The organism is Ralstonia sp. Ralssp135 (assembly GCF_047304345.1).
GTDB classification, from domain to species: domain Bacteria; phylum Pseudomonadota; class Gammaproteobacteria; order Burkholderiales; family Burkholderiaceae; genus Ralstonia; species Ralstonia chuxiongensis.
Window position 1 is genome coordinate 33,115 of record NZ_JBGLYZ010000018.1, and the last position, 20,973, is coordinate 54,087.

The 20,973-nt window shown below is 62.6% G+C and carries 22 protein-coding genes; 12 read left to right on the forward strand and 10 right to left on the reverse strand.

All coding sequences use genetic code 11. The annotated features are described in order from the left end of the window. Positions 1–54 precede the first annotated feature (54 nt). Positions 55–267: a hypothetical protein gene (locus tag ACCD03_RS13965; RefSeq protein ID WP_004631913.1), complete on the reverse strand. Its 213-nt coding sequence runs from the start codon at positions 265–267 to the stop codon at positions 55–57. Positions 268–423: 156 nt separating this feature from the next. Here ACCD03_RS13965 and ACCD03_RS13970 point away from each other — a divergent pair, with 156 nt between their 5' ends. After that, positions 424–1,029 (forward strand): sugar dehydrogenase complex small subunit, encoded by a 606-nt coding sequence (locus ACCD03_RS13970; protein ID WP_413412045.1) that lies wholly within the window; start codon positions 424–426, stop codon positions 1,027–1,029. A 261-nt stretch (positions 1,030–1,290) separates the two neighbouring features. Then, positions 1,291–2,541, forward strand: a complete 1,251-nt coding sequence (gene icd, locus ACCD03_RS13975) for an NADP-dependent isocitrate dehydrogenase (protein ID WP_024974950.1) — start codon at positions 1,291–1,293, stop codon at positions 2,539–2,541. A 338-nt stretch (positions 2,542–2,879) separates the two neighbouring features. Here icd and ACCD03_RS13980 read toward each other — a convergent pair whose 3' ends face one another. Both ACCD03_RS13980 and ACCD03_RS13985 read right to left on the reverse strand, forming a co-directional pair. Continuing rightward, on the reverse strand, positions 2,880–3,629 hold the full coding sequence (locus ACCD03_RS13980) for a GntR family transcriptional regulator (RefSeq protein ID WP_413412048.1): 750 nt from the start codon (positions 3,627–3,629) through the stop codon (positions 2,880–2,882). Beyond that, complete coding sequence (locus ACCD03_RS13985; protein WP_325654246.1) at positions 3,626–5,320, reverse strand: sigma 54-interacting transcriptional regulator; 1,695 nt, start codon at positions 5,318–5,320, stop codon at positions 3,626–3,628. Before ACCD03_RS13985 ends, ACCD03_RS13980 begins: the two co-directional genes overlap by 4 nt. A gap of 446 nt (positions 5,321–5,766) precedes the next feature. Here ACCD03_RS13985 and ACCD03_RS13990 point away from each other — a divergent pair, with 446 nt between their 5' ends. Next, the gene (locus ACCD03_RS13990) at positions 5,767–7,143 is read left to right on the forward strand and encodes an OmpP1/FadL family transporter (protein ID WP_316671277.1); all 1,377 of its coding nucleotides are present in this window, start codon (positions 5,767–5,769) and stop codon (positions 7,141–7,143) included. 48 nt (positions 7,144–7,191) lie between these two features. On the opposite strand, the gene ACCD03_RS13995 is transcribed toward ACCD03_RS13990, so the two are convergent. From ACCD03_RS13995 to ACCD03_RS14025, 7 genes are all read right to left on the reverse strand, one after another. Next, complete coding sequence (locus ACCD03_RS13995; protein WP_413412050.1) at positions 7,192–8,970, reverse strand: sigma 54-interacting transcriptional regulator; 1,779 nt, start codon at positions 8,968–8,970, stop codon at positions 7,192–7,194. A gap of 252 nt (positions 8,971–9,222) precedes the next feature. Then, positions 9,223–10,254, reverse strand: a complete 1,032-nt coding sequence (locus ACCD03_RS14000) for a 2Fe-2S iron-sulfur cluster-binding protein (protein WP_413412052.1) — start codon at positions 10,252–10,254, stop codon at positions 9,223–9,225. A 37-nt stretch (positions 10,255–10,291) separates the two neighbouring features. Then, on the reverse strand, positions 10,292–11,281 hold the full coding sequence (locus tag ACCD03_RS14005; protein WP_045202759.1) for an aromatic/alkene monooxygenase hydroxylase subunit beta: 990 nt from the start codon (positions 11,279–11,281) through the stop codon (positions 10,292–10,294). 12 nt (positions 11,282–11,293) lie between these two features. Beyond that, positions 11,294–11,608 (reverse strand): MmoB/DmpM family protein, encoded by a 315-nt coding sequence (locus tag ACCD03_RS14010; RefSeq protein ID WP_045202760.1) that lies wholly within the window; start codon positions 11,606–11,608, stop codon positions 11,294–11,296. 19 nt (positions 11,609–11,627) lie between these two features. Beyond that, on the reverse strand, positions 11,628–11,963 hold the full coding sequence (locus tag ACCD03_RS14015) for a Rieske 2Fe-2S domain-containing protein (RefSeq protein WP_045202761.1): 336 nt from the start codon (positions 11,961–11,963) through the stop codon (positions 11,628–11,630). A 7-nt stretch (positions 11,964–11,970) separates the two neighbouring features. After that, a complete protein-coding gene (locus ACCD03_RS14020) occupies positions 11,971–12,231 on the reverse strand; it encodes a toluene-4-monooxygenase system B family protein (protein ID WP_045202762.1) in 261 nt (86 codons plus the stop codon). Positions 12,232–12,255: 24 nt separating this feature from the next. Further along, positions 12,256–13,761, reverse strand: coding sequence for a toluene monooxygenase (locus ACCD03_RS14025; protein ID WP_253538657.1), 1,506 nt, complete (start codon positions 13,759–13,761; stop codon positions 12,256–12,258). A gap of 708 nt (positions 13,762–14,469) precedes the next feature. Between ACCD03_RS14025 and ACCD03_RS14030 the strand changes: the two genes are divergently transcribed. The 9 genes from ACCD03_RS14030 to ACCD03_RS14070 are packed head-to-tail and all read left to right on the forward strand — an operon-like array spanning position 14,470 to position 20,927. Continuing rightward, positions 14,470–14,679, forward strand: coding sequence for a phenol hydroxylase subunit (locus ACCD03_RS14030; RefSeq protein WP_045202764.1), 210 nt, complete (start codon positions 14,470–14,472; stop codon positions 14,677–14,679). 55 nt (positions 14,680–14,734) lie between these two features. Next, complete coding sequence (locus tag ACCD03_RS14035; protein WP_045202765.1) at positions 14,735–15,742, forward strand: aromatic/alkene monooxygenase hydroxylase subunit beta; 1,008 nt, start codon at positions 14,735–14,737, stop codon at positions 15,740–15,742. A gap of 35 nt (positions 15,743–15,777) precedes the next feature. Then, positions 15,778–16,047, forward strand: a complete 270-nt coding sequence (locus ACCD03_RS14040) for an MmoB/DmpM family protein (protein WP_012430589.1) — start codon at positions 15,778–15,780, stop codon at positions 16,045–16,047. Between the two features lie 45 nt (positions 16,048–16,092). Continuing rightward, entirely contained in the window at positions 16,093–17,637 is a 1,545-nt protein-coding gene (locus tag ACCD03_RS14045) for an aromatic/alkene/methane monooxygenase hydroxylase/oxygenase subunit alpha (protein WP_253538655.1), read from the forward strand. Next, positions 17,634–17,999, forward strand: a complete 366-nt coding sequence (locus tag ACCD03_RS14050) for a phenol hydroxylase subunit P4 (protein WP_413412057.1) — start codon at positions 17,634–17,636, stop codon at positions 17,997–17,999. Before ACCD03_RS14045 ends, ACCD03_RS14050 begins: the two co-directional genes overlap by 4 nt. Before the next feature lie 3 nt (positions 18,000–18,002). Continuing rightward, complete coding sequence (locus tag ACCD03_RS14055) at positions 18,003–19,067, forward strand: NADH:ubiquinone reductase (Na(+)-transporting) subunit F (RefSeq protein ID WP_413412059.1); 1,065 nt, start codon at positions 18,003–18,005, stop codon at positions 19,065–19,067. 15 nt (positions 19,068–19,082) lie between these two features. Continuing rightward, positions 19,083–19,448: a 2Fe-2S iron-sulfur cluster-binding protein gene (locus tag ACCD03_RS14060; RefSeq protein WP_045202769.1), complete on the forward strand. Its 366-nt coding sequence runs from the start codon at positions 19,083–19,085 to the stop codon at positions 19,446–19,448. A 23-nt stretch (positions 19,449–19,471) separates the two neighbouring features. After that, positions 19,472–20,416: a catechol 2,3-dioxygenase gene (locus tag ACCD03_RS14065; protein WP_413412062.1), complete on the forward strand. Its 945-nt coding sequence runs from the start codon at positions 19,472–19,474 to the stop codon at positions 20,414–20,416. Between the two features lie 58 nt (positions 20,417–20,474). Beyond that, entirely contained in the window at positions 20,475–20,927 is a 453-nt protein-coding gene (locus ACCD03_RS14070) for a GlcG/HbpS family heme-binding protein (protein WP_413412064.1), read from the forward strand. Positions 20,928–20,973 lie beyond the last annotated feature (46 nt).

Consider the following 20,973-nt stretch of genomic DNA (forward strand, 5'->3'; position numbering starts at 1 on the left):
GCACCTGCTTTTTCTGTATCGGCCGAGCCGCGTGGGCCCGGCAGAAACACAAGCTTATTGCTTGGCGGCGTCAGCAGCCGGAGCCGAAGCGTCAGCAGCCTTCTTGGCAGCCTTCTTGTGGTGGTGCTTCTTGGCCTTCTTGGCCTTCGGAGCAGCCTTTTCGGCAGCAGCCGGAGCAGCAGCTGCGTCAGCAGCCGGAGCGGAGGCTTGAGCGAACACACCGGTGGCGAACAGGCCGGCGATCAGGGCAGCGATCAGCTTCTTCATGGTGAATCCTTTTATAGATCAGTGAGTTAACCAACGACCCGCTAAATGAGTCATCTGCAATAACGCAGGCCGTTACAGGCGCGTTGACACGTTGCACTGAATTTTTTGTTGGGGGCAGACAGAAGCATCCGTACTTCCTGATCCGCGATGTGGCGCATGTTGCGCTGCGCAAGAAAGATGCCTGCGGCCAAGCGTGCGGCGCCTGCGTTTCGGATCGATCTGATTGGATGGCAGCGCCCGCACCTAGAGAATGCGAGCCGATTTTGCTCAAGGCTTGCCGTGTCTCTCCCGCCGTCGTCTTCCCGCCCCACCAAGCCCGCCTCTCCCATTCCGCCGGCCCGGCTCCAGCGCCGCGATTTCGCCCTGGGTTGTGGCACGTTGATTGTGCTGGGCGCCTTACCCGGGTTCTGGCCCCCTTCCCACGGCGCTTCCGCCCTTGATGATTTCATGCTCGTGTCACAGACGATTTCCGGCGCGCCGCTGGATCGTCAGCTGGGGCTGTCTTGTTTCAGCCATCTGCACCGGGCTGACGATCGCTTTATCGAACACATCCAGGCGCTTGCGTGGTTGGTCCGCCGGAATCCGGGCGTGGATGCTGCCGGCCTGGTCCGCTTGCTTGATGCCGACAACGCGCGCGATCTGCGTGCCGCCTTGGTCCGGCTGGTGGATGTCTGGAGCGCCCGGCGGGACGCGGATCCTGCTCTGATCGATGTCCGCGGCCTGATTGCCTGCGCCTTTGACGCCGACCTGATTGGCCGTTGACAGCGCCCGGAATCAGGGGCCGAAATATGGCGGATGGTGAAATTTTCCGGCATAATGCGAAATTCACTCTTGTGTCTTATATAAGAGTTGCGGCTTGCGCCAAATGCGAGATTTTGTGCGGTGCATCGTGAGCGCGTCATCGTAGGCCGTTAGAATCGCCAGTTCATTGCAGCGCGCCACGCCGGCCAACCCGTGAGCGGCGCGCTGTGCTGTCAACCCCCACCGTCCACCCGCTACCTGCGGTCTGCACTGGAGTCGTCCATGTATCAACACATCAAGGTCCCGGCCGGCGAGAAGATCACTGTCAATCAAGACTTCTCCCTGAACGTTCCGAACAACCCGATCATTCCTTACATCGAAGGTGACGGCACCGGCTTCGACATCACCCCGGTGATGATCAAGGTGGTGGACGCAGCGGTTGAGAAGGCTTACAAGGGCGAGCGCAAGATTTCGTGGATGGAAATCTACGCCGGCGAGAAGTCGACCAAGGTGTATGGCCCGGACGTGTGGCTGCCGGAAGAAACCCTGCAAGTCCTGAAGGACTACGTGGTGTCGATCAAGGGCCCGCTGACGACGCCGGTGGGCGGCGGCATCCGTTCGCTGAACGTGGCGCTGCGCCAAGAACTGGACCTGTACGTCTGCCTGCGCCCGGTGCGCTACTTCAAGGGCGTGCCCTCGCCGGTCAAAGAGCCGGAGAAGACCGACATGGTCATCTTCCGCGAGAACTCGGAAGACATCTACGCCGGTATCGAATTCGAAGCCCAGAGCGACAAGGCCAAGAAGCTGATCAAGATTCTGCAGGACGAGTTCGGCGTCAAGAAGATCCGCTTCCCGGAAACCTCGGGTATCGGCGTCAAGCCGGTCTCGAAGGAAGGCACGGAGCGCCTGGTGCGCAAGGCCATCCAGTACGCGATCGACAACGACAAGCCGTCGGTCACGATCGTGCACAAGGGCAACATCATGAAGTTCACGGAAGGTGGTTTCCGTGACTGGGCCTACGCGCTGGCACAGAAGGAATTCGGCGCCGAACTGATCGACGGCGGCCCGTGGTGCAAGTTCAAGAACCCGAAGACGGGCAAGGAAATCGTCGTCAAGGACGCAATTGCCGACGCCTTCCTGCAGCAGATCCTGCTGCGTCCGGCCGAGTATTCGGTGGTGGCAACGCTGAACCTGAACGGCGACTACATCTCCGACGCCCTGGCTGCGCAAGTTGGCGGTATCGGTATCGCCCCGGGTGCCAACCTGTCGGATTCGGTGGCGATGTTCGAAGCCACCCACGGCACGGCTCCGAAGTACGCAGGCAAGGATTACGTGAACCCGGGTTCGGAAATCCTGTCGGCCGAAATGATGCTGCGTCACATGGGCTGGACGGAAGCTGCTGACCTGATCATCTCGTCGATCGAGAAGTCGATCCTGTCGAAGAAGGTCACGTATGACTTCGCCCGTCTGCTGGAAGGCGCGACCCAAGTGTCGTGCTCGGGCTTCGGTCAAGTGATGATTGACAATATGTAAGATCGTTTCGCCTGATTTCACGGCGAACCAGAAACCCCGGTAGATCAACGATCTCCGGGGTTTTTCTTTTCAGGTCGTACCAGGCGGCATCATGGCAAGCGTCACTTGGTGGGGACCATTCAGAGGGGTAAGGAGGAGCTTGAAAAACCCTCCTTAATCTCACTTCCGAGCGAGAATCCGGCACTGCGGCCGCGCGGCCTGCAACTTGTAGCGTCCTGTGTGTACGCGAACGGCCCTGGCGGCATGGGCGCTGTGACCGCTGGCAGAAGGGATGTCCGGGCCAAAATTTGCCTTGTGCGAATCGCCCACCACGTCATCACATCCCCTGTTTGCTACCTTTATTCACTCGTCCCAGTCTCCAGTCCGAGCTTTGCCAGCAACTCGTATGTAAGTCGGATGTGCACTTCAACCGCCAATGCCGCACGAGCTTCCTGCCGTGCCATGGCCGCTTCGAATATGGCCGTATGTTCCTCATGCACGTTGCGGCTGCTGGGTTGCGCGGTGCCCCGCCGAATAGCTACGCGCCGATAACGTTCGCCATGGCGGTAGAGCAGGTCCAGCAGGTACTTGCTCCATGGTGAACGGTGCGCGGCGATGAGTGCTTCATGAAACTGCCGGTTGGCACGTTCCCAGTGTTCGGGATTGGCCGATGGACCCAGCGATTCCGCGTCGCTCAGGGCGTCAAAGGTGGCGCGCAGGTGTGCTTCCCATTGCGCATCGCCGTGGCGGATGGACAGCCGCACAGCCTCCGTCTCCAGCATCACTCGCGTGTCGGTGAGGTCCTGCAGGTCGGCCAACGAAATTCCCGTCACGCGATAACCGCGCTGGCCCTCCACCGTGACGAGCGCGTCCGAGACGAGGAGCGCCAGCGCTTCGCGCAGCGTACCGGCCCCCACGTTATATCGATCCTTGAGGTGTTCAACGCGCAGGCGCTCGCCCGGAGCCAGACGGCCCTGAATGATGTCTTGCCGCAGATCGAGGTAAGCGCGCTCGCATAGGGTACGGGGCACTTCGGGTTCTGCATGCGCAACCGTGGTTGTGCTGGCCGCTTCTGCGCCAGACACGCCGGCTTGTATGGCGCGTTTCATTCTTCGCTACCTCTGTCTAGATGCCGCTTGAGGCGATAGGCCAATTGGGGGCGGGTGAGGCCCAGCTGGCGTGCGGCGCCGGAAAGATTGCCCTTGGCGCGTTCGACCGCAAGGTCAAGCAGCTGCGTTTCCAATGCTTCGAGACTCAGGCCGCTGTCCAGAATGCGCGCGCACAGGGTCTGTTCGCTTTCGAGCCGAACGGGTGCCAGGCGACCTTGGGGGCTCAGCTGCGATTGCATGCCTGAGGGCTGGTTCGGAAAGAGGTGTTCGATCTCGATGCTTTCGCCCTGTGGTGCGAGGATGACGCCGCGCTCCACGAGGTTCTCCAGTTCTCGGACGTTGCCGGGCCAGTCGTGATGCATGAGCGCTTGCATCGCGCGTTCCCCAAAACCAGCGAGGCGCTTCTGGTGCAAGGCTGTGAAACGGGCCAACAGGTGATTGGCCAGCGGCTCGATATCGGTCATGCGTTCGCGCAGCGGCGGGATGCAGATCGGATAGACGTTCAGCCGATACAGCAGATCGCGACGAAAGCGCCCCTGGGCCACCGCGGCTTCAAGATCGACGTTGGTGGCTGCCACGAGACGCACGTTCACCTTGCGTGTGCTTTCGGCGCCCAGTCGCTCGATTTCGCCTTCTTGCAGAACGCGAAGGAGCTTGGCTTGGGCTGGCAGCGGTAAGTCGCCCACTTCATCCAGGAACAACGTGCCGCCATCCGCCCGTTCGAAGCGGCCGGTGCGCGCCGCGTGGGCACCGGTATAGGCGCCGCGCTCCACGCCAAACAGCTCGGCCTCGATCAGATCGGCCGGCAGGGCGGCGCAATTGACGGCGACGAAGGGGCCCGTTGCTCGGGGCGAGCCTTCGTGAAGCGCCCGCGCAAAACGCTCCTTGCCCACACCAGTCTCGCCTGTGAGCAGCACCGTCACGTGGGTGGCAGCTGCACGGTTCAGCAGTTCGTGGGCGCGCTGGAACGCGGGCGAGCGGCCTACCAGCATGCCCGCTGCCACGAGCGGCTCACGTGTCGACTCGATCGTGGTTTTGAGGGCTTGCACTTGTTCGCTAAGCGCCGCAATCGTGTCGAGCAATGACTCGTCTTCAAAGTACTGGCGCTGCTCATCCCCGTCGGGCCATTCATCAATCGGTTTGCCCACGATCTCACAGTGATCGGCGCCACATGCGGCACAGGTGCTTTCCTTGAAGAGGATGAGGCGGCCCATGAACGCGCTGGTGTAGCCGCTGGCATAGCCGAGCTGGATCCAGCACGCCGGTTCGTCCACCACGCCGTAGGCTTGGCGGTGGGCGTGCGCCTCCCAGGAGTTGTCCCAGCGGAACTCGCCAAAGAACCGCCCGCTCGCGGGGTCGAAGTCGAGCTGGACCGGTGTGACGCGCACCGCCCCTTCGAGCATGTGCAACTGCGGGCCGACCATGAAGGCGGCATCGAGTGACAGCGCTCCACGCGTCTTGCGAGCAAATTCGGCATCGCGACGCCCGGAGGCATACCCCATGCGGGTCAACAGGCGGCGCGCATGAACTGGCCCTACCGAATTGATCAGGTCTTGCCGCAAACCGCTCAGCGCGGCGGTGTGCAGCAACAGCATGCGCCGCTCGCCCAGCCAGATGGTGCCGCTCTCGGGTTCGAAATGCAGCAGGCGCCGCAGGTCGGCGTCTGAGGGGTAATTGAACTTGGCTTGCACAGCGCGCGGCCTCCTGGGTGAGGGCGGAATTGGCCGGAATCTCGATATTCTCCTGGATAAGCAGGAAGACAGCAAGCACCGGAAACAGCGGGGTTTCCGGCAGGAGCGAGGGCTTTGATCAATTGATCAAGCGCCGATGCTGACCAATCCCACCAAATCGTCAAAAAGGAGAAGGAGGTGTCCGTGCCGGGAGCAGGCGACCCTACTTGGGGCCCGGAAGACGCGCGGGAAATCGAGCCGAAACGTCATGGTTTTCCCTTGAAATATCGAGATTATTTGGCGAGGCGGTCGCAACTGGCATGCCTTCTGCAAACCGACTCCCGCGACCGCGCAGCAGCGCTTTGCCGGTCGCGATTCCGGCGGTGTGTCCGCGGCGCATGTTCGTCGCGATCGGGCAGGGCCGCCGTCTTGTTATCTCGCATCAATCAATAGACAAGGAGACACCCGTGAAAGGCAACTACGTTCGCGCGGCCACGGCCATCTGTGTTGCGGTCTGTGGGACCCACGCCAGGGCGACAGACGTGTTCAATCTGGAGGGTTTTGGTCCGATCTCGCGCGCAATGGGCGGAACGGGCGCGGCCTTCGATATCGGGGCCGCCGCCATGATGGAAAATCCCGCGACGCTTAGCCTGATGGGCGAGGGCCGCCATTTCAGCCTGGGGCTCGATGTCGTGTCGACCGACATCAAGGCCACGAATACCGCAACCGGCGAGACAGCGAGTTCGGGCAACCACGGCAATAACAACGGCCCGTATTTTGCGCCGCAGACCGCGTTCGTTTATCGGCAGGGCAGGTACGCGTTTGGGGCGGGCATTTTCGCGGAGGGTGGCCTCGGGACGCAATACGGTGGCAGCAGCTTCCTTTCGCGCACCTCCAACGGAGTGGACACCGGGCTGGACCAGTTCTCACGTCTGCTGGTGTTGCGTGTGCCGTTTTCGGCGGCATACCAAGTCACCGACAAGCTGACCGTGGGCGCATCGCTGGATGCGGTCTGGACGTCGCTGAATCTCGGGACACTGTTGGATGTCTCCCAGATCGGCACGCTGGCCGGCCAGGGGCGCGTCTCGGGCACGCTTGTTCCCACCTTGATGGGCGTGCCAGGGCTTTCCGGCGGCTACATCAACTTCGCACGCAATGCCCCGGTCGGGGGCGGCGCTCAGGCCTGGGGCATTGGCGGGCGGCTGGGTCTGACCTATCAGGTCACGCCGGATACCCGCATCGGTGCCGCGTATAACGCGAAGACGCATGTTGGCGACCTCACGGGCCAAGCAACGCTTGCCGCCGTCAGTTCGGTCGCAGGCAACATCCCGCTCAAGGGCGACGTGACGGTTCGAAACTTCCAGATGCCCGCGCAACTGACCGTAGGCATCAGTCATCGGTTCAACGATCAGCTGCTGGTGTCAGCGGACTACCAGCGTGTGTTCTGGTCAAGCGTGATGAAGGACATGAACGTCGGGTTCGTGCAGTCAGGCACGGGTGCCAATCTGGATCTGTCGCTGCCGCAGAACTACCGCGATATCAGCGTGTTCGGGATCGGCGCCGAGTACCGTTACAACGCAAAGTGGACGTTCCGTGGCGGGTTCCATTACGCGCAGGAGGCCATTCCGGGCAACATGCTTTTGGCCGTGGTGCCCGCCACGCCCACGACGAGCCTGACCGGTGGCGTTTCCTATGCAATCGGCAAGAACGATGTGATCGACTTTGCGCTGTCGGTAGCGCTTCGCAAGACGCTGGCCAATTCGAGCCAGCCCAATACGGCGGTGCCGATCAGCGTGACGCACTCGCAAGTCAACGCCGTGATTGCGTATCAGAAGCGCTTCTAGGGCGCACGTGCCTGGGCGACGAAACCTTGTCGCCCAGGCTTGCACGGATCAGCTTCCGTCGACCGGAATGTGATACTTGCGAAGCCGGTAAGCCAGCGTCGGGCGACTGATGCCGAGCACCCGTGCCGCGCGCGACAGGTTGCCGTTGGCCTCGACCACGGCGGCGCGCAACATCGCCACCTCGGTTTCCTCCAGGCCTGGCCGGGGAATGGCGGTGCTGGACGGCGCGACGTCTTCAGCCGTCTCGCTGCTCTGCCCGATATTGCCGCTGCGTTTGAGGATGAACGAGGCGGTGTCGATCTCCTCACCGCTGGTGAAAAGATGGCACAAGTCCAGTGACCCGCCATCTTCGGCCAGGATCACGGCGCGTTCGATCATGTTCTCCAGCTCGCGGACATTGCCGGGCCAGTCGTAGGCGAACAGCGCATCGACGGCCCGTTCGCGAAAGCCCGTGATCTGCTTGTCGTGCTTCTTGGCCAAGCGCTGGAGGAACCAGTTCATCATCAGCGGGATGTCGTCCCGCCGTTCGCGCAGTGGCGGCACCTGGATCGGGAAAACGTTCAGCCGAAAGAACAGGTCTTCGCGAAACTGGCCCGCCTTGGCGGCTTCGCGCAGGTTCACGTTCGTGGCGGCAATCACCCGCACGTTGACCTTGCGTGTGCGCGTATCGCCCACGCGCTCGATTTCCCCCTGCTGCAACGCGCGCAACAGTTTGCCTTGTGCGGTCAGGCTGAGCATGCCGATTTCATCGAGGAAGAGCGTGCCGCCGTCGGCGCGTTCAAAGCGCCCCGGCCGCGATGTGGTCGCGCCCGTGAATCCGCCACGCTCCACGCCAAACAATTCCGATTCCATCAGATGCTCGGGGATCGACGCACAATTGACGGCGACGAATGGCCCGTCGGCGCGTTTGCTCAGGCGATGCAGATTGTTGGCGAAGACTTCCTTGCCGACACCGCTTTCGCCCAGGAACAGCACGGTGGCTTCGGTAGGGGCCACCTTGTTCACCATATGGCAGACGGTGTTGAAACCGGCCGAGATTCCAACCACGCCGAAGCTGTTTGCCGGTGCGGCGGCCAGACGCGCTGCAATGCGGCTTGTGGCGGGCAATGGCGCCTCGTGTTGGGGCGCCCACTTGACGAAATCGCCAATCTGCAGGAAACGCAGGTCGTCTTCGGCGTCTTCCCACTCTTCAACGGGTTTGCCAACCACGCGGCATTTCGCATGCCCCATGCCGCGACACTCGATCTCGCGCCAGAGGATGGGGCGGCCCATGAATGCGCTGGTGTATCCGCACGCATAGCCGATCAACATCCAGCACACCGGTTCGTTGCCGATGCCGTAGCTGGCGACGTGGGCCTCGGCCTCGGAGCTGTCGATCAGGTAGAAGTCGCCGAAATAGTGGCCACGCTGTACATCGATATCGAGTGCGACCGGCTCGCAATGCACCATGCCTTCCAGCGACACCAGTTGCGGGCCTGCCAGGAAGTCGTCGTAGCTGTTGAAGCCTGCGCGAACCTTGCGCGCCATGGCGGCATCGTGCGTACCGGCCTGATAGCCGATGCGGGTGATCAGCCCGCGCGCCGTTTCTTTGCCCAGGCTTTCGATGAGCTCTTGCCTCAGCGCGCCGAGCGAGCTGATGTGCATGAGCATCATGCGTTGGTCGTCCAACCAGATCCGGCCTTGCTGCGGAGCGAAGCGCAAGCGTTTGGCGAGGTCGTGGATGGCCGGCACGCGGATCTCGGTGGCGACCGGGTGTTTCGGGTCGCAATCGGGTCGCGCCGGTGCCGTTGCGTCGGATTTGGATTGTCGCGGATGCCGTTTTGCCATGGTCTCCTCGATCGCGGCCAGATGGGTTGCCGTCGCGACGGCGAGCGGCTGGCGCTCACGCGGTACCGTCCGGCTGTTGTTGTCGGACGGTCCGCGGACGTCATACAAGGTTCGATCGAATGAGCTTAACCTCAGCTTCCAGATATGGGGATTGGTGAAAATACGCGACATGGCCGATCTGCGAAATTGATCGTCAATGCTGTGCTGTGTTCGTCGCGTTGCTGGGCTCGCGATTCTTGATGGGTTGCAGGCTTAGACGAAGCGGTCGAAGTGCATCTGTTCGAACGGCACGTGATGCGCGTGCATCAGCAATGTTTGCACGGCTTCGATCATGGGCGGAGGGCCGGCGAAGTAGAACTCGAAATGGTCCAGCGGTGTTGCCAACACCCGCTCGACCTCGGCGTGTACGAAGCCGGTCGGCCCTTGCCACCCAAGCTCGGGCGCAGGCGCAGACAGCACGACCGAGAGTGCGAAGCGGCTGTCTGCCACGAGGTCTTCAAGTGCCGCCATGGCGCCGAGGTCGGGCTGTGAGCGCCCGCCGTAGAAGAAGTGCACGCGTCTCGCGCTGTTCTCGGAAAGCGCTCCACGGGCGACCGACAGCATGGGCGCAAGCCCCGAGCCTCCGGCAATGCACACAATGTCGCGTGCGTTGTCGTCACGCAGGTGGGCGTGGCCATAGGGGCCATCGAGCATGATGCTTTGCCCGATCTCAACGTGATCGAACAAAGCGTTGCTGCCAGCACCGCCGGGGACGCGCCGGATCACGAATTTCCAGATGCCGTCCCCGTTGGGGAGGTTCGACATGGAATAGGCGCGCGCACCCGGCGTGTGCGGCGGATACAGCAGCGCGTACTGGCCCGGACGGAACTCTGCCGGGGCCTGTATCTGAAATGTGAACTCGCTCATGTCGGGCGTCAGCTCGCGCCGGGCCAGCAGCACGGCCGGCCAGCGGCCCGGTGACACGACCGGGCGATATGCTTCGTCGCAGCGCACGCGGATCGTGCAATCGCCCAGCAGGCGCGACTGGCAGGCGAGATGTTTGCCGCGCTTGCGGTCGCGTTCGGACAGCCCGGGTGCTTCCGGCCAGATGGATTCCACGAGACCCGAGAGCAGGTCAAAGCGGCATGCACCGCAGCCCCCGACGCTGCACTCGTGGGGCAGGGCAATGCCGGCGCGTAACGCGCCCCGCAGCAAGGTGTCTTCTTCTGCAGCGACGGAAAAAGCGGCGCCGCCTTCGATGGTGATCTGGTGTGTCATCGCCAGTTCCGATGTGTCGTTGGCCATGGTTTGGATGGAGTGATGTCGCCCGGGCTGTCTGGTCTCACAGGCCGATGCTGTGCCGGAACTCGCGCACGGCAGCGGTTGCGCGCGCCTGCGCCGCTGGCGCGTCGGGCAGGGCTGCGCAGTAGGCCACGATCGCCTCATCCGCCAGGGGCTCCCATTTGGCGAGCCAGCCGGTGATGACCTCGCGGTTTCCGGGCTGTTCCAGGGCCATGCGCACAAGTGCGCCGGCCCAGCGGCGATGGCGTTGCGCATCGGCAAGTTGCGCGTCGGTCAGCAGCCCAAGCAGGGTGTCGCCGTTATGCCGGGCCGCTTCGCCGAGACTGCGCAATACGGCTTCCTCCACCGCCGGCCGTACCACCAGGCTCAGGGCAACGAAGCACTCGGCCCAGTCCCACGCCACCAGCGCGTGTTCGACCAGCTTGCGCCAGCCTTGCCATGCCGGGTCCTGCTCCCAGTAGCGGCGTTCATCGGTGCCGAAGCCGAGGTCGCTGAAGGTCTGCGACAGCTCCTTGGTGCGGTACGCGGTGTGTGTCAGCCAGCGCAGCGAATCGGCCGTCTGATACGCCGCGCAGTTCGAAATGGTCGAGGCGGGCGCCAGTTGCGTCAGATAGGCCGAGCCCATCTGCAGCGTGTGGAACAGGTAGCGCGCGGGCGTGTACAGGCGTGCCAGCGTGCCTGCCCAGGTGCGTTCGAGCATGGCGTCGTGCCCGCGCTCGGAAAATTGGTCGAGCAGCCCGAACACATAGGTCTCCTGCCCGTCCTGCAGCATGTTGTACGTGCGGTAGACCAGTTCATCCGGATCGCGGAACGCGTTCCAGTCGGGGTGGGTCAAGGGGGATGCGTTGCGGTTGCGCTTGAACCACTGCGCCATCTCGAAATTCGGGTCGAGTTCGAACGGCGCATCGGGGTTGTCGGTGGTGTAGTGCAGGTTGGTCGAGACGATTTCGTACTCGCTGGGCTTGCGTCGCCGCGCGGCCAGATGGCTCCAGGTCTTGAGCGGCTTGAGGACTTCAGCTTGCGTTGTCATGTGTGTCTCCGATTACAGCGTTTTTTCGTAGTAGAACCGGACGTAGTCATCCGTCGTTTCGATGCGACCGGCGAACGAGCTGAGGTTGACTTCGAGCTCGGACATCTTGAACGGTCGCCCCAGTGCCTCTTCGAGCGTGGCGCGGCGCAGGATCAGTTCGCCGTCGGTGTCGATGCGCACATAGGCGAGCTTGTCGTCGATGCGGATGCTCTTGCCCGGGTTGTCTTCCTGTGCGGCTTCGATGACGCCGGCAGTGATGCTGCTCGCGCGCAGTACGGGGCCGACGCGATTGTTGCGGTAGGCCTCGGCGGTGTTGGCGATACTCATGGTGGGTTCCTGGGCGATGTCAGCAATTGGCGAAGAGAGGCTCAACGCCCTCGACTGCGACGAAGATGTCGTCGCCTTCGACTTTCAAGGCGTACTCGGCAAGCCGGCAGCCGCCGGGGTTGATGCCTTTGCCGGTGTTGGCATCGAAGGTCCACTGATGTGCGCGGCACATCAGCACCCGACCGTCGAACTTGCCCTCGGCCAGCGGGATGTCCTGGTGCGGGCAGATTCCCTGGAACGCACGCGGTTCACCCCCTTCGGGGCGCACCAGCACGATCACATGGCCGGCGACTTCGACCTCGGTCATGTCGCCTTCCCAAAGCTCGTCGAGCGAGCACACTTTCTGGAAGTTCATCGCGGCCTCATGCATCGCAAAAAATGAATTCGAGCGCTTCCATCGGCTTGATGTCGGTGTCGGCCAGCTTGGCGTTGCGCGGATAGAACTGCTCGCCGCCCTGGCGCCGGACCCTGACGATCTTGCCGGGCTGCGGTGCCACGCGGCGCCCCACCGAGTGGTGTGCCGCTGCTGCGGCCACCTCGTCGATCGTGTTCTCGGTATCCACCGCGACGAGCTGCAGCACGAAGTCGTACTGAAAATTCGAAATCACAGGAAAAAGTGCCATGTCGTCCTCCGTTTGCGTGCCGCCTCACGCGGCTTTCTTCTGGTAGCGCTGATTGCGATACGCCTCGACCCACGCGTAGTGATGGGCGTCGTCACCGCACTCGCCAGGCGCCAGGTTCATGTACTGAAGTGCGCCCATCAGGTTGGGCGGCTGAATCTGCCCCGCGAGGAATCGGTCGACCAGCGTCAGGTGGTCGCGATAGCGCAGCGGGTCTTGCTGGAAGACCCAGCGGTCGATCTCGGAATTGAAGTGGTACGTGCGGCCCTTGTAGTCGAGCGGATAGTCCTTCACGTTCCAGCCGTTGCCCGGAATTGCGCAGATCGGCAACTGGCTCATGTTGCATACGATCGGCAGCGTCTCGGGCACGGTCAGCTCGGGCTTGCCGGCCAAGAGGTTGTCGATGATGACGTCCCAGGCTTTACCGAATGTGTCGTTCCAGCCGGGGTATTTTTCTTCGAGCCAGTCGCGGCAATCAGGTGTTATGCCGGCCGCGGGATTCCACCAGATCGTCGGGCGCCAGAACCAGATACCCATTTGGTAGGCGTGGTGCTGGTAGTCGAACTCGTTGATCATCTGATCCCAGTACCAGGGCAGGTCCAGGCCCAGGTCGATCAAGGTGCGTTCAAACTGCCCGACGATCCACTCCGTCATGAATTCCTTGAACGACTCCTTGCGATGGTGCAGCGGCGTTGCGTAATCCATCGAGGTGCCGGTGAGCAGCGAGAACAGCCGCCAGGCGCGCGCAATGGCAATGTCGACGAGTTTCTGCGCCTGCTCCTTGCGGCCGTTCGCGATCAGGATCTGCAGTGCCGGACCACCGATTTGCGCGTGCCGCGACTCATCGGTCTGGATGCTTGAGATGAGGCTGGCGAAGGTGAAATCACCCGCTTCTGCAGCGTCGGCGGCGAGGCCGAGGAACTGCATGTTCGTGAAGCCAGTTTCGAATGCGAACGTCAGCATGATCGCAATGTCGATCGCGCTGCGCGACATGAACAGATCATCGAACGTGCTGCGTGCCGCGATCGCACCCCATTCGTTGGTGTGATAAGCCTTATGGGCCCAATCGAACTGACGGTCCTTGGCGCAATAGTCGTGCGGGAAATACAACTGCAGCTGGCCGTGCCGATTCTCGTCGAGCATGCCGAAGGTGGCCATGTTGCGCATGCCCGGTGCGCGGCCGAAGCGGGCCATGCGTGCCTCCGCGCTCATCGCGGCGTATTCGCCGAGCGCGATGGCGCCGTAGTGCGCCTTCAGAATCGACAGCCAGCCCGGGTCGGCGTCTTCGAACATGCGGCTGCGTTCGAGCGCAGCCTTGACCGAGTACGCACCGGCATCTTTCTCACGCTGGATGCGGACGTATTCGGGATACGACGTCTTGTATGGCTCGTCGTAGGTTTCCCATGTCTGCATCGGTACGCCCTGCGCGCCGGTCATGATGTCGGGAAACAGCTCGGACTCGGTGACGTAGCTCGGGGTCCAGTTGGTCGTGCGTGCGATGTCGTACCACGCGGCGCGTTCCAGTAACGCCATGGTGATGTCTCCTTGGTGGGTCTGTAGTGCTTTTGCTTGGTGGTCTCAGCGCGGTCGCATTTGCGCTGGGCGGTCCTCCATTGCAAGGGCGGTGCCAACCGCAGCGCCTGCCGTGGGTTGGTGCAGCGCAAAAATCCCTGACGCCTGTATCGACGCGTGCCGTCGACGCGCCTGTGCGCCGGCTGTGTGCAGTGCAGAAGCGTCCCTCCCCATCGCGATTTCAGTTTTTGATCAGATTCGGTCGCCGTTGCCTCGCCGTCTGATTTGATCAATTGATAAGAATCTCGAGAATCTGGATTCTGCTTGGAGGTAGAGCACCCCGGACACCGGATATACGCCTATCCGTCGCCTGAGTGTTTTCTCGAAGTTGGAGCGCGCGGCTCGCAATGACCGTGTCGTTCGCCAGCTTTCCGGTTATTCCAAGCCTGTCAGGCTACGGCTGGGCTCGACGATTTGATGAAAGCCGCCCCGAGTGGCTCGATCAAATGATCAATTCGCCTGCCTGATCAAGCGAAATTCGCAGCCATTGCCCCCTGTTTTGCGTGCATGACACCGCATAAAGGCTGCCTCGTTGTTGGGGTTTTCCCTCGAAATATCGAGATTTTTGAAGAAAATCCGCCCGGCTGGCACAGCTTCTGCAAAAGAGGAGCCGTCACCGGCGACAGCTCAGCGTCGGTGGCAATCCCGACCTCAACAGCGGATATGCCCATGACCACGCAAATCAACCTGTCATCCGACGAGATGCCCATCGTCGATCTCACGCGCAAATACGTGAGTCGTATTGAGCGACGCGACGATGGGCTGGTGAGCTTCGAGTTCGCCATCGGCTGGCCCGAGCTGAGTGTCGACTTGCTGCTGCCGGAGCCGGCCTTCACCGCGTTCTGTCAGCGCCACCAGGTGACGAGGCTGGATTCCTGAGACGGCGTAGACCGTCCACCGCCACACCCCATAAAACACCCAGGAGACAACCCGCATGAACATCGACTTGCAGGCCCGCGAAATCACGCCGCTGCGGCAGACGTTCGCCCACGTTGCCCGCCTCATCGGCGAAGGCAAGGCAGCCACGCGCTACCAGGAAGCGACTTACGGCGCGCAGTCCATGGCGAACTTTCACTACCGTCCGACGTGGGACCCAGCGCACGAGTTGTACGACCCGAGCCGCAGCCGCATTCACTTGGCTGACTGGCAGGCGCTCAAAGATCCGCGCCAGTTCTATTACGCCACCTGGACCATGACCCGCGCGCGTCAACAGGAAGCGGTGGAAGCGAACTTCCAGTTTGTCGAATCGCGCGGGCTGGCATCTGCGATGGGTGATGCGCTGCGCGACCGCGCGCTGCAGGTGCTGCTGCCGCTGCGCCACGTGGCGTGGGGCGCCAACATGAATAACGCGTCGATCTGCGCGTATGGCTACGGCACGGCCTTCACCGCGCCCGCGATGTTCCACGCCATGGACGATCTCGGGATTGCACAGCTGATTACCCGTCTGGCCCTGGCACTGGACGAGCCTGCCGTGCTCGATGCCGGCAAGCGGGCCTGGCTGGAAGACCCCCGTTGGCAAGGCTTGCGCCGCTACGTGGAAGACAGCTTCGTGGTGCAGGACCCGGTCGAGCTGTTCATGGCCCAGAACCTTGCACTGGACGGCCTGTTGTATCCGCTCATCTATGGGCACTTTGTCGATGACCACCTCGCGCTGCAAGGCGGTACGGCCGTGGCCATCCTGACCAGCTTCATGCCCGAGTGGCACGACGAAACCGCGCGCTGGATCGACGCGGTCATCAAGACCATGGCGAGCGCACCGGAGCCCGAAGCCGCTGGCAACCGCGCTTTGCTCTCGCAATGGTTCGCGCAGTGGGCCGACCGTGCTCAGGCCGCTCTGGCACCCGTGGCCGAGATGGCGTTGGGAGAGCACGGCGCTGCGGCACTGGGCGAAGTGCGTGCCGCGCTTGACGCTCGTGCGGCCAAGCTTGGCCTGTCGCTCTGAACTCCACGTCTTCCGATTGCTTGCAGAGGAAACCCATGTCTCAAGTCTTTATTGCTTTCCAGGCCAACGAGGAGTCGCGCCCTGTGATCGAGGCCATCGTGACCGACAACCCGGAGGCCGTCGTCACCTACCCGACTGGCCTGGTCAAGATCGACGCCCCAGGGCGCCTGACCATCCGCCGCGAAACCATCGAAGAGCAGACAGGCCGGCCCTTCGACCTTCAGCAACTGCACGTCAACCTCGTCACGCTCTCGGGCCACATCGACGAAGACGACGATCAGTTGACGCTGAGCTGGCAGCACTGAACACGCAAGACCTCGCACACCTACACATACGAGAGGAGACACCCGATGGACACCCGTGTTGCCAAGAAGAAGCTTGGCCTGAAAGAGCGTTACGCCGCCATGACGCGCGGCCTCGGTTGGGAAACCACCTATCAGCCGATGGACAAGGTCTTTCCGTACGACACCTACGAAGGGATCAAGATCCACGACTGGGACAAGTGGCAAGACCCGTTCCGCCTGACCATGGATGCGTACTGGAAGTATCAGGGCGAGAAGGAGAAGAAGCTCTACGCCGTGATTGAGGCTTTTGCGCAGAACAACGGTCAGCTCGGCATCAGCGATGCGCGCTACGTCAATGCGCTCAAGCTGTTCATCCAGGGCGTCACGCCACTGGAATACAACGCGCACCGTGGGTTTGCCCACGTGGGCCGTCAGTTCACGGGCGAAGGTGCGCGCGTGGCTGCGCAGATGCAGTCCATCGACGAACTGCGCCACTACCAGACCGAGACGCATGCGATCTCGCACTACAACAAGTACTTCAACGGCATGCACAGCCCGAACCACTGGTTCGACCGTGTCTGGTACCTGTCGGTGCCGAAGTCGTTCTTCGAAGACGCATGCACGGCCGGTCCGTTCGAGTTCCTGACAGCGGTCAGCTTCTCATTCGAATACGTGCTGACCAACCTGTTGTTCGTGCCGTTCATGTCCGGCGCCGCGCACAACGGCGACATGAGCACCGTCACCTTCGGCTTCTCTGCGCAGTCCGATGAGTCGCGCCACATGACGCTGGGCATCGAATGCATCAAGTTCATGCTGGAGCAGGATCCCGACAACGTGCCCATCGTTCAGCGCTGGATCGACAAGTGGTTCTGGCGCGGCTACCGGCTGCTGACCATCGTCGCGATGATGCAGGACTACATGCTGCCCAAGCGCGTGATGAGCTGGAAGGAGGCCTGGGAGATGTACGCCGAGGGCAACGGCGGCGCGCTCTTCAAGGACCTGGCGCGCTATGGCATCCGCGAGCCGGCGGGCTGGAAGGACGCGTGCGAAGGCAAGGACCACATCAGCCACCAGGCGTGGGCCACGTTCTACAACTACGGCGCGGCCGCACCGTTCCACACGTGGATTCCGAACGAGGACGAGATGCAGTGGCTCGCGCAGAAGTATCCGGACTCCTTCGACAAGCTCTATCGCCCGCGCTTTGAATTCTGGCGCGAGCGGGCCGAGGAAGGACGGCGCTTCTACAACAAGACGCTGCCGATGCTGTGCACGACCTGCCAGGTGCCGATGTTCTTCACCGAGCCGGGCGACGCCACCAAGATCGCCTATCGCGAGAGCGACTACTTCGGCAACAAGTATCACTTCTGCTCGGACCACTGCAAACACATCTTCGACGACGAACCCGAGAAGTATGTGCAGAGCTGGCTGCCTGTGCACCAGGTCTACCAGGGTCATTGCTTCCCCGAGGGCACGGACCCGACCGCCGAAGGGTTCGACCCGTTGATGGCGGTGCTCAAGTACTACGAGATGAACGTCGGACGTGACAACTTCGACTTCGAAGGCTCGGAAGACCAGAAGAACTTCGCCGCCTGGACGGGAGAAACAGCATGAGCGTCGTGACCAATCCGAAAGCCGCGCCCTACAAGTTTCCGATGAAGGACGTGCGCGAGAACTTTCCTGCGCCGCTGCTCTACATCGGGTGGGAAGACCACCTGATGTTCAGCGCGCCGCTCTGCCTGCCGCTGCCGCCCGACATGCCGTTCGGTGCGCTGATGAGCCAGGTGCTGCCAGGCATCTACGCCGAGCATCCGGACTTTGCGCGCATCGACTGGAGCGCAGCCCAGTGGTTCAAGTCCGGCCAGCCCTGGACGCCCGATGCGGCCAAGTCGTTGGCCGAGAACGGTCTGGGCCACAAGGACGTGATCCGTTTTCGTACGCCGGGCCTCACCGGCATCAACGGTTCCTGCAGTTAAGCCATGTGTAATCAACTCACCATCGAGCCCATTGGCGCCACGCTGGACGTGGCCGAGGGCCAGACCCTGCTCGACGCCGCGTTGCGCTCGGGGGTGTACATCCCGCATGCGTGCGGCCACGGACTGTGCGGTACGTGCAAGGTGCAGGTCACGCACGGCGAGGTGGACCACGGCCCAGCCAATCCCTTCGCGCTCATGGACATCGAGCGTGAAGAAGGGAAGACGCTGGCGTGTTGCGCCACCGCGCTGAGCGACGTCTGCATCGAAGCCGATGTAGACGACGAGCCGGACGCGCGTGTCATTCCCGTGCGGGATTTTGTTGCGACGGTCACGCGCGTTGAAGCCCTCACGCCCACCATCAAGGGGCTGCGCCTGAAGCTCGACCAGCCGATCGACTTCCAGGCTGGCCAGTACGTGATGGTGGAGATTCCAGGGCTCGGTCAACGGCGTGCCTTCTCGATCGCCAATTCGCCCAGCAATGTGGCAAGCACGGGCGAGATCGAGTTGCAGGTGCGCCGCGTCCCAGGCGGCGCCGGAACCGGCGTGCTGCACGAGCAAGTTGGTGCGGGCGACACGCTGCACGTGACGGGCCCGTACGGCCGGTTCTTCGTGCGGCAGTCAGCGGCCAAGCCGATGCTGTTCGTCGCAGGTGGTTCGGGTCTGTCCAGCCCGCGGTCGATGATCCTTGATCTGCTGGAACAGGGCTGCACGTTGCCCATCACGCTGGTCAATGGACAACGCAGTCGTGAAGAGCTGTACGGCCACGAGGAGTTTGTTGCCCTGGCCAATCGCCACCCGAACTTCCACTACGTGCCGGTGCTGTCGAACGAAGCCGAGGGGAGCGCCTGGGACGGTGCGCGCGGCTTTGCCCACGACGCTGCCAAAGTGCATTTCAGCGGGCAGTTCTCGGGGCACAAGGCGTATCTGTGCGGGCCGCCGCCGATGGTGGAGGCTGCCATCGGCGCGCTCATGCAGGGCCGGCTTTTCGAGGATGACATCTACACCGAGAAGTTCCTCTCGGCTGCCGATGCCAACGCGCAGCGCAGCCCGCTGTTCAAGCGGGTTTGAAAGGAGGGCCACGCAATGCTGGATACCCGACCCAAGGTGGATGTGTGCGTGGAACAGACCCAGGAGCACTACCCATGCGCCACCACCGAGAGCTTGCTGACGGGCATGTTGCGCCTCGGGCGCAAGGGCATTCCCGTGGGCTGTGTCAATGGCGGCTGCGGGGTGTGCAAGGTGCGCGTGCTTGAAGGCAGCACCGTGCGCCTGGGGCCGCTCAGCCGTGCCCACGTCAGCGCAGACGAAGAAGCGCAGGGCGTGACGTTGGCGTGCCGTGAAGCACCGCTGACCGCCGTCCGGCTGGCTGTACTGGGCAGATTTGAAAAACCGTTTTCCAGAGGCTTCGCCGCATCTGCGGGGGCGCAGTCCGACAAAAAACCGCAGTGAGTTTGATCAACCAGGAGACAAGCATGGGTGTTCTACGAATCGGGCATGCCAGCCTAAAGGTGATGGACATGGCCGCCGCCGTTCGGCACTACGAAAACGTGCTCGGCCTGAAGGTGACGATGCAGGACAACGCCGGCAACGTCTACTTCAAGTGCTGGGACGAGTGGGACAAATACTCGCTCATCCTCACGCCGTCGGACCAGGCAGGCCTCAACCATCTCGCCTACAAGGTAGAGAAGGACGCCGACCTCGACGAACTGCAGGCGAAGATTGAAGCGTGGGGCCTCAAGACGGTGATGCTGCCAGAGGGCTCGCTGCCGGCCACCGGCCGCATGCTGCAGTTCAATCTGCCGAGCGGCCACGAGATGCGGCTCTATGCGATGAAGGAGGTGGTCGGCACCGAGGTGGGCAGTCTCAACCCCGACCCGTGGCCCGACAACCTCAAGGGCGCGGGCGTGCACTGGCTGGATCATGCCCTGCTGATGTGCGAGCTGAATCCGGAAGCTGGCATCAACACGGTTGCCGAAAACACGCGGTTTATGCAGGAGGTGCTGGGCTTCTTCCTGACGGAGCAGGTCGTCGTCGGCCCGGGCGGCGCCGTACAGGCTGCCGCATGGCTGGCCCGCAGCACCACGCCGCACGACATCGCGTTCGTCGGTGGTCCGCGCTGTGGCCTGCACCACATCGCCTTCTTCCTGGATTCATGGCACGACGTGCTCAAGGCTGCAGACGTCATGGCCAAGAACCAGACCAAGATCGACGTGGCACCTACGCGTCATGGCATCACGCGCGGGGAGACGATCTATTTCTTCGACCCCAGCGGCAACCGCAACGAGACGTTCGCTGGACTGGGCTACCTCGCGCAGCCAGACCGTCCCGTCACCACGTGGAGCGAAGACAAGCTGTGGACCGGCATCTTCTACCACACGGGTGAAGCGGTGCCGTCGTTCACCGATGTCTACACCTGATCTGTCCGAGCCTGTTTGCCGAGCCGCCTGAACCGCCATTTCCACGTCCCGTCTTGCCATGTCCACACGTACTGCACACGACGCCACCTTCCTCAGCGAGGTACGCAGCCAGATCACGCTCCCCGCGGCCCAGGCTGCCGTTGCGGCGGCGGTGGAGTCGGCGCAGGCGCAGGGCCTGCGCATCAACGTGGCCGTGGTCGATGGCGGCGGCACGCTCGTGGCTTTTGCGCGCATGTCGGGCGCGTTTCTGCACTCGATCGACATTGCCATCGACAAGGCCTATACGGCGGCCAGCTTTGGTTTTCCCACCGCGCAGTGGGGTGACTTGCTGGCCGGCGATGAAATGCTGCGCCTGGGGCTGGCCGAGCGCCCGCGCCTTGTGATCTTTGGCGGTGGCCTGCCGATCATCGAGGCGGGCGAGCGCATCGGTGGCATTGGCGTGTCTGGCGGCTCGGCTGAGCAGGATGAGGCGTGTGCCCGCGCAGGGCTGCACGCGATCGGCCTGTCATGAAGAGCTCTCCTCAACCAAAAGAAGAACCGTTTGTTTCGGGAATCCA

What these genes read in the sequence shown, in the direction of transcription:
- ACCD03_RS14010 (WP_045202760.1), bottom strand. Translation starts at nt 11,608, where the DNA reads ATGAGTATCGCCAACACCGCCGAGGCCTACCGCAACAATCGCGTCGGC.
- ACCD03_RS14000 (WP_413412052.1), bottom strand. Translation starts at nt 10,254, where the DNA reads ATGGCCAACGACACATCGGAACTGGCGATGACACACCAGATCACCATC.
- ACCD03_RS14060 (WP_045202769.1), top strand. Translation starts at nt 19,083, where the DNA reads ATGCTGGATACCCGACCCAAGGTGGATGTGTGCGTGGAACAGACCCAG.
- ACCD03_RS13995 (WP_413412050.1), bottom strand. Translation starts at nt 8,970, where the DNA reads ATGGCAAAACGGCATCCGCGACAATCCAAATCCGACGCAACGGCACCG.
- ACCD03_RS13965 (WP_004631913.1), bottom strand. Translation starts at nt 267, where the DNA reads ATGAAGAAGCTGATCGCTGCCCTGATCGCCGGCCTGTTCGCCACCGGT.
- ACCD03_RS14035 (WP_045202765.1), top strand. Translation starts at nt 14,735, where the DNA reads ATGAACATCGACTTGCAGGCCCGCGAAATCACGCCGCTGCGGCAGACG.
- ACCD03_RS14030 (WP_045202764.1), top strand. Translation starts at nt 14,470, where the DNA reads ATGACCACGCAAATCAACCTGTCATCCGACGAGATGCCCATCGTCGAT.
- ACCD03_RS14055 (WP_413412059.1), top strand. Translation starts at nt 18,003, where the DNA reads ATGTGTAATCAACTCACCATCGAGCCCATTGGCGCCACGCTGGACGTG.
- ACCD03_RS14050 (WP_413412057.1), top strand. Translation starts at nt 17,634, where the DNA reads ATGAGCGTCGTGACCAATCCGAAAGCCGCGCCCTACAAGTTTCCGATG.
- icd (WP_024974950.1), top strand. Translation starts at nt 1,291, where the DNA reads ATGTATCAACACATCAAGGTCCCGGCCGGCGAGAAGATCACTGTCAAT.
- ACCD03_RS14025 (WP_253538657.1), bottom strand. Translation starts at nt 13,761, where the DNA reads ATGGCGTTACTGGAACGCGCCGCGTGGTACGACATCGCACGCACGACC.
- ACCD03_RS14045 (WP_253538655.1), top strand. Translation starts at nt 16,093, where the DNA reads ATGGACACCCGTGTTGCCAAGAAGAAGCTTGGCCTGAAAGAGCGTTAC.
- ACCD03_RS14065 (WP_413412062.1), top strand. Translation starts at nt 19,472, where the DNA reads ATGGGTGTTCTACGAATCGGGCATGCCAGCCTAAAGGTGATGGACATG.
- ACCD03_RS14020 (WP_045202762.1), bottom strand. Translation starts at nt 12,231, where the DNA reads ATGGCACTTTTTCCTGTGATTTCGAATTTTCAGTACGACTTCGTGCTG.
- ACCD03_RS14040 (WP_012430589.1), top strand. Translation starts at nt 15,778, where the DNA reads ATGTCTCAAGTCTTTATTGCTTTCCAGGCCAACGAGGAGTCGCGCCCT.
- ACCD03_RS14070 (WP_413412064.1), top strand. Translation starts at nt 20,475, where the DNA reads ATGTCCACACGTACTGCACACGACGCCACCTTCCTCAGCGAGGTACGC.
- ACCD03_RS14015 (WP_045202761.1), bottom strand. Translation starts at nt 11,963, where the DNA reads ATGAACTTCCAGAAAGTGTGCTCGCTCGACGAGCTTTGGGAAGGCGAC.
- ACCD03_RS14005 (WP_045202759.1), bottom strand. Translation starts at nt 11,281, where the DNA reads ATGACAACGCAAGCTGAAGTCCTCAAGCCGCTCAAGACCTGGAGCCAT.
- ACCD03_RS13980 (WP_413412048.1), bottom strand. Translation starts at nt 3,629, where the DNA reads ATGAAACGCGCCATACAAGCCGGCGTGTCTGGCGCAGAAGCGGCCAGC.
- ACCD03_RS13970 (WP_413412045.1), top strand. Translation starts at nt 424, where the DNA reads ATGTTGCGCTGCGCAAGAAAGATGCCTGCGGCCAAGCGTGCGGCGCCT.